A 6,680-nucleotide genomic window follows, 5' to 3' on the forward strand; every position below is an offset into this window, starting at 1 on the left:
TGCCTTCTTATCTTCAAGTTCCTTGATACGTTCATTGACCTTCGTTAATTTCTCATTTTCAAATAGTATCATTTTTCGATTCCCCCAATGTGTTTAATTTTCAATAATTTGAACAAATGCCTTTGCCTGTTCTTCGCTTATTCCAACAAGTTCAAGGAATTGCTTCGTTTTTGTTGCCGAAAGTTTTCGCCTTCCAGTTTCGCAGTTTGAAATATATTGCTTTGTGACGTTCAAATTTTTCGCAACTTCGACCGCCTTGAGGTTTTTGGATAGACGAATCATCTTTAACGCTTTACCGTAAAGTTGAAAATCGCTTCTCATGAATTGACCCCCACTATAAAATTGTGATTGTTATATTAGTAAACTTGAAAGACCAAAAAATAAAAGACGCTATTCCAGCGTCCCAATTAAAGAAGTTGAACGTATGCAACACGAAAAGCCCGTCTTAGTTAAACTACAAAAGAGGTGTTTCCAGCCCAACTAACGCAACAAGAAAGGCGACTGGCAAACCTTCCTGTAATACAAGTAAACAAAACGCCTTCCCGACAAGTATCTTTTTGAAAAAATTTTTATTTTTTTTCAATGCCGTGAAGTATCCGTTTCAAGGTTTCAATTGCCCGAAGTTCTTCGTCAGTTATGTTAAAGCGATAAAGAATCCTTTGTTCCAATCGCTTTGAAATCGCCAATTTGCCCGATTCGATTGCGGATATTGCTTGACGTGAAACGCCGACTTCCATTCCGAATTCCTCTTGATTAATTCCAAGATTGACCCGTAAGATTCTAACGAAATAACCGTCCATAACCGCACCCCCGAACGCTAGAAATTTGCTACTTAAACGACAAAAAAATAATCCCGCCAATAAGACGGGAATATAAGAACGGCAAATCAACAAAGTTGCCGCAATATAGGGGAATCATTCGAAAATGAATGTTAATATGAAACGTTGGTCTTATCGCCTTATTCGTAATTTAATACGACAATATGAATTCGTTATTATCGTTAATCTTGGCGATATAAACGTATATAACGTTTTATAACTCGAATATCTTTGTCGTTATTATTAATTGTCTTTGTCACTTTGTTCCAAAGCCAAGCAAGCTATGCTTGCAAGACTTCATGAGTAACAATGTTAATTGTTACGAATGAAGACTTTTTACTTGATTCGAAGTATTGTTATCGAAGATTCGTTGAATCTTAACGTAATACTAACGTTATAGCGTTATTCAATAATTAATATAGCTGCCGGAATCGTTAACAAGGTCGTTCACAAAATTTTAACATTTAAGTAACACTTGTAACATTTTTGTAATATATTGAACGACTGTTTGACGATTTTAAGCATAGGCAGCACCCGTCCGCCCCGCTTGTGACGTCATGACAATTTTGTCACTACCTACGTTTGTAACGATACGGGGACAATGTTCAACTTCATAAACAAAAAAAAATACCCGCCCCATAGGTTAGAATTTAGGACGGGTTTCGTTCTTCCGCTAGGGGTGAACGATTGCTTGAAGATGTTGGCAATATTATAACAAATTTTTGTCGTCAATTTAAAGTAATTTCGATAACATTTCCTTCTTTAAAATCGTCGTCCCAAGTAATAACGACTTCCCAAGGCGGTGCGGTATTTCCAGCGATAATCATTACAGTTTTAATTGTGTGACCTGCGTTTATAGTCGAAGGAATAACGTCCATAAGTGGGGTAACTAATCGTTTAGAACCGTCGCCTTTCCTATCGTAATTGTAAAATTCTACTTTGACGTTCCTTGCTTCTGCTTCGCCAATATTACGAATGATAAATTTGTCTTGCATTCGTTTTGAACCCATTTCTTTGGTTCGCTCAATCGAGAATTTCGCTTTCTTTTTTGCTTCAAGCCGTTCCTTTTCTTTGCGTTTTGTGATTGTAGTTCTTTGATGGTTGAGGATCAAAGCGTAAATTCCCGAGATAGAACCGACAACCGATAACGCAAAACTAACCCATTGAATCCACGTAGGCAAATCGAATTCCCCCTTATGTAAAATTATGTATCTATCTATTTCGATTCTATCAAACAGTGAAAAGCGTGTCATTTCTTGTCCGTTTGCTGCCCGTACTTTTCGAAATTATTGCGTATATTTTCTGAACGCCTTCTTCCGTTGAAAAAAGGGGGTAGTGGGGCGGTGGTAGGGGTTGAATATTTCCGAACTTTTACACGCAAATATTATTTATTGTTCTTCATTTAATAGGGCTTTGTAGCTACCTAAATGGTTTCATATCTTATAAGTATTGACACCGATTTAACAACGTAATAAAATTAAGGTATCCAACGGTGTCATAACTTAGTATCAAAAGTAATAGGGGGAATTGTAATGAAGTACGGATATGCAAGAGTTTCAACAATCGCCCAAGACTTGGAAGCACAACTTCAAGCGTTGGAAGCGGAAGGTTGCGACAAAATATATAAAGAGAAATTTACGGGAACAACGAAGAAGCGTCCAGAATTCGAATCTTTACTTGAAGTATTATCGCAAGGTGACACGCTTGTTATTACGAAATTAGACCGCTTTGCAAGGTCGGCAATCGACGCAATGACAACAATCAAAGAACTATTCGATCGTGGCGTAAAGGTACACGTTTTGAATATGGGAATTGTCGAAGATACGCCAACGGGACGATTAATCTTCAACGTTATGAGTTCATTCGCCGAATTCGAAAGGGATATGATTGTAACAAGGACGCAAGAAGGCAAAGCAATAGCGAAGCAGCGGGAAGACTTTCGAGAAGGAAGACCGAAGAAATTCACGAAGAAACAAATCGAACATGCCCTTTTATTGTTGGACGAAGGGCATTCATACAAGGAAGTTAGCGAAACCACGGGAATATCGAAATCAACGTTAATAAGGGCGAAGAATAAAGTAAAGGCGGCGAAATAAATCGTCGTCTTTTTTGTGTGTCTTATCGAATAAAATCGCCATGCCCTTCGAATCCTTGTCGTTGCTGGGAATGTTCGTGTTTAGCTTGTTGAATTTTTCGGACGCTTTGGGACGTAAAAAGGGCTTCCAGCGGGTTTTTGAAGTGTTAATTCCGGCGTTATTCTGCCGATTTCAGCGAATTCGAACGTTCCCCTATTTCTAACCCTTCGAAGCTAAAACGAAGCCCACAACGCCAAAAACGAGCCCCCTTCCGCATATTTTTTTCCCTTTGATAGCTATTCGAAACTTGATTGTTATTATTAAACGTCATTCGAAGGGAATGCAGCGCCAAAAAAGGACGCTACACGATGAACCCCCTCCATACATTTGTTTAACTCGGTTAATTTGCTGTTATTGTTTTTCTCCTTTAATTAAATGAATTGCGATTCCAATTCTTTATTTAATTCATTCAAGTAACCACTTGAATATTAGTTGAGAAAAGGGTTATAATACATTCAAGTAAATATTTGAATGAGAATGAGGTGAGAAAATGAAGAAGAAGGATACTTGTGAGATTTATTGTTATGACGAAGAAAAGGTCAATCGAATACAAGGGGATTTACAAACAATTGATATTGTTAGTGTTGCCCAAATGTTAAAAGCAATCGCTGACGAAAATAGAGCAAAAATTACCTATGCTTTATGTCAAGATGAAGAGTTATGTGTATGTGATATAGCAAATATTGTAGGTGTTACAGTTGCAAATGCATCCCATCACTTGCGAACTCTTCATAAACAAGGTGTTGTGAAGTTTAGAAAAGAAGGAAAACTCGCGTTTTATTCGTTAGATGATGAACACATCAGACAGATTATGATGATTGCATTAGCACATAAGAAAGAGGTGAAGGTCAATGTCTGAACAACAAGCAAAACTATCTGAACAAGAAATGAAAGCTTATCGTGTTCAAGGATTTACTTGTACGAACTGTGCGGCTATTTTTGAAAATAATGTTAAAGAATTGCCAGGTGTTCAGGATGCGAAAGTTAACTTCGGAGCATCTAAAGTTTATGTTAAAGGTACGACAACAATTGAAGAATTAGAAAAAGCAGGAGCATTTGAAAATTTAAAGATCAGGGACGAAAAAGAACAAAGAGTTGAGCGAGAACCGTTCTGGAAGCAAAAAGAAAATATTAAGGTATATATTTCAGCCGTTTTGCTTGTGATTAGCTGGTTTTTAGGTAAGCAATTAGGAGAAGAACATATTATTCCAACGATTGGTTATGCAGCGTCCATCTTAATTGGCGGATATTCACTGTTTATTAAAGGTCTTAAAAATCTAAGCCGGTTAAAGTTCGATATGAATACGTTAATGACGATCGCCATTATAGGAGCTGCAATCATTGGTGAATGGGGCGAAGGGGCAACCGTTGTTATACTGTTTGCTGTCAGTGAAGCTTTAGAGCGTTATTCTATGGATAAAGCTCGTCAATCCATTGAATCGTTGATGGATATTGCTCCAAAAGAAGCGTTAATTCGTCGTGGTAATGAAGAAATGGTCGTCCACGTTGAAGATATTCAAATTGGCGATATTATGATTGTTAAGCCTGGTCAAAAGTTAGCGATGGATGGATTGGTCATTAAAGGCACTTCTACGCTAAATCAGGCTGCTATTACTGGTGAAAGTGTTCCAGTAACAAAAAACATTGATGATGAAGTGTTTGCAGGAACCTTGAATGAAGAAGGGTTACTTGAAGTTAAAGTAACAAAACGAGTCGAAGATACCACAATCTCGAAAATTATTCATTTAGTCGAAGAAGCTCAAGCAGAAAGAGCACCTTCTCAAGCGTTTGTAGATAAATTTGCGAAATACTATACACCAGCAATTGTTATCCTAGCTCTTTTAATTGTTGTGGTACCTCCTTTATTTTTTGGAGGGGATTGGAGCAAATGGATTTATGAAGGGTTAGCCGTGTTAGTGGTTGGTTGTCCGTGTGCCTTGGTTGTTTCAACTCCTGTTGCTGTTGTTACTGCCATTGGAAATGCTGCGAAAAATGGCGTTTTAATTAAAGGCGGTATCCATTTAGAAGAATCGGGAGCCCTTAAAGCTATTGCTTTTGATAAAACAGGAACATTAACAAAAGGTATTCCTGCTGTGACCGACATCTTAATCTTTGGTGGAGATCAAAATAACTTGTTGTTAACCACGGCAGCCATTGAAAAAGGATCCCAGCATCCTCTTGCTTCAGCGATTATGAGAAAAGCAGAGGAAAAGGGATTAAAGTTCAATGATGTATCAGTCGATGATTTCCAATCTATTACTGGTAAGGGCGTTAAAGCTAAAGTAAACAACCAAATGTACTATGTTGGAAGTCCGAATCTTTTTGAGGAATTGCACGGAAGCATTTCAAATGACAGGAAAGAAAAAATCGCTGAAATGCAAACCCAAGGGAAAACTGTGATGGTGTTAGGAACTGAAAAAGAAATTCTTTTGTTCATTGCCGTAGCTGATGAAATGAGGGAATCATCCAAAGAAGTTATCGGAAAGTTGAACAATATGGGAATCGAAACAGTGATGCTAACAGGTGATAACCAACGGACTGCCGAGGCAATTGGAAAACAAGTTGGTGTTTCGGATATTAAAGCCGATTTACTTCCAGAAGATAAGTTGAATTTCATTAAAGAACTTCGTGCTAAACATCAAAGTGTAGCGATGGTTGGTGATGGCGTGAACGATGCTCCAGCACTTGCAGCTTCCACAGTTGGTGTAGCAATGGGTGGCGCTGGAACGGATACAGCATTAGAAACAGCCGATATTGCGTTAATGTCCGATGATTTAAGTAAATTGCCATATACGATTAAATTGAGCCGTAAGGCTTTGGCAATCATCAAGCAAAACATTACCTTCTCTTTAGCGATTAAATTAGTGGCATTACTTTTAGTCATGCCTGGATGGTTAACCTTATGGATAGCGATTTTTGCTGATATGGGTGCAACACTTCTTGTGACATTAAATAGCTTACGATTATTAAAGGTAAAAGAGTAAAAATTAGGTTTCATTAGCCAGGGTTTCCCTGGCTTTTTTTAATAATATTGAATACCTAATTTAACTAACTGATGCTGTAGGCGAGTAATTCGGTAGGGCTTAATGTTTCCGCCTTAGTTTGGGAATTACCATGATAAACAAAAACAAAAAGTTTCTAAGTTGTAAAAGTTGGCGTCAAAGCGGCGGTTTGTGACGCTTATCGTCAAATTTGCTATAATATACGCAAGAATTTTATTCAGGCGGTGAATTACTTTGAAGCAATACTTGAAAGACCGTCTTCTTGTTGTTTCGATCGAAGCACATAAGAAGATTATCACGGAAGGGGATTCCGTTGACCTGGCGTCTATCTATTACGAAGAAGGAACACCCCTTGACCGTGTTCATCAATACAACGCATTTACAATATTATCGAAATTACAATTCCCGAAGGACGAAGCAAGCGATCCCGCAAGCGATTCAACGAAGTTTCTTGACGATTTGGCAGCTAAACAACTTCCAAACGAAGAAATTATTCAATCATTGTTAAACTATCGGGAATCAAAACCACCAGTGTGAACTGGTGGTTTGCTCTGCGGCTAAAAGCCTCTCTTACCGGCCTCGGCCTTAAAGGCCCACTGAAAAGGTTTCCCTTCTGCACCACATTCACTCACCAATTCTAAAGAATTTCTTTATTTACTTCCGATTTTTCTCACCCGTGAACGGATCGAATTCTTCGAACAACGTTAGCTGATCAGCCATATAAT

7 protein-coding genes and 1 pseudogene are annotated in these 6,680 nt (G+C 38.2%); 4 read left to right on the forward strand and 4 right to left on the reverse strand.

The window, feature by feature from the left end; genetic code table 11:
- Window positions 1-93: 93 nt before the first annotated feature.
- The 3 genes from QQZ16_RS11185 to QQZ16_RS11195 form a co-directional block, all read right to left on the reverse strand.
- On the reverse strand, window positions 94-321 hold the full coding sequence (locus QQZ16_RS11185) for a helix-turn-helix domain-containing protein (RefSeq protein WP_031536496.1): 228 nt from the start codon (window positions 319-321) through the stop codon (window positions 94-96).
- A gap of 248 nt (window positions 322-569) precedes the next feature.
- Complete coding sequence (locus tag QQZ16_RS11190) at window positions 570-800, reverse strand: helix-turn-helix transcriptional regulator (RefSeq protein WP_031536497.1); 231 nt, start codon at window positions 798-800, stop codon at window positions 570-572.
- A 746-nt stretch (window positions 801-1,546) separates the two neighbouring features.
- Window positions 1,547-1,999 (reverse strand): hypothetical protein, encoded by a 453-nt coding sequence (locus QQZ16_RS11195; RefSeq protein WP_031536498.1) that lies wholly within the window; start codon window positions 1,997-1,999, stop codon window positions 1,547-1,549.
- A 351-nt stretch (window positions 2,000-2,350) separates the two neighbouring features.
- Between QQZ16_RS11195 and QQZ16_RS11200 the strand changes: the two genes are divergently transcribed.
- From QQZ16_RS11200 to QQZ16_RS11215, 4 genes are all read left to right on the forward strand, one after another.
- The gene (locus QQZ16_RS11200) at window positions 2,351-2,914 is read left to right on the forward strand and encodes a recombinase family protein (protein WP_031536499.1); all 564 of its coding nucleotides are present in this window, start codon (window positions 2,351-2,353) and stop codon (window positions 2,912-2,914) included.
- Between the two features lie 529 nt (window positions 2,915-3,443).
- Window positions 3,444-3,812, forward strand: coding sequence for a Cd(II)-sensing metalloregulatory transcriptional repressor CadC (gene cadC / locus QQZ16_RS11205; protein WP_031536500.1), 369 nt, complete (start codon window positions 3,444-3,446; stop codon window positions 3,810-3,812).
- A complete protein-coding gene (locus QQZ16_RS11210) occupies window positions 3,805-5,937 on the forward strand; it encodes a heavy metal translocating P-type ATPase (RefSeq protein WP_031536501.1) in 2,133 nt (710 codons plus the stop codon). The genes cadC and QQZ16_RS11210 overlap by 8 nt, the downstream gene beginning before the upstream one ends.
- A gap of 252 nt (window positions 5,938-6,189) precedes the next feature.
- Window positions 6,190-6,492, forward strand: coding sequence for a hypothetical protein (locus tag QQZ16_RS11215; protein WP_031536502.1), 303 nt, complete (start codon window positions 6,190-6,192; stop codon window positions 6,490-6,492).
- 117 nt (window positions 6,493-6,609) lie between these two features.
- Here QQZ16_RS11215 and QQZ16_RS23245 read toward each other — a convergent pair.
- Window positions 6,610-6,680 (reverse strand): annotated as a pseudogene (locus QQZ16_RS23245) (IS200/IS605 family transposase); the annotation flags it as partial.

This window comes from Bacillus sp. T2.9-1 (genome assembly GCF_950097965.1).
GTDB classification, from domain to species: Bacteria; Bacillota; Bacilli; order Bacillales; family Cytobacillaceae; genus Niallia; species Niallia hominis.

Coding starts and splice junctions, on each gene's coding strand:
- QQZ16_RS11200 (WP_031536499.1), top strand. CDS start 2,351: ATGAAGTACGGATATGCAAGAGTTTCAACAATCGCCCAAGACTTGGAA.
- cadC (WP_031536500.1), top strand. CDS start 3,444: ATGAAGAAGAAGGATACTTGTGAGATTTATTGTTATGACGAAGAAAAG.
- QQZ16_RS11185 (WP_031536496.1), bottom strand. CDS start 321: ATGAGAAGCGATTTTCAACTTTACGGTAAAGCGTTAAAGATGATTCGT.
- QQZ16_RS11210 (WP_031536501.1), top strand. CDS start 3,805: ATGTCTGAACAACAAGCAAAACTATCTGAACAAGAAATGAAAGCTTAT.
- QQZ16_RS11190 (WP_031536497.1), bottom strand. CDS start 800: ATGGACGGTTATTTCGTTAGAATCTTACGGGTCAATCTTGGAATTAAT.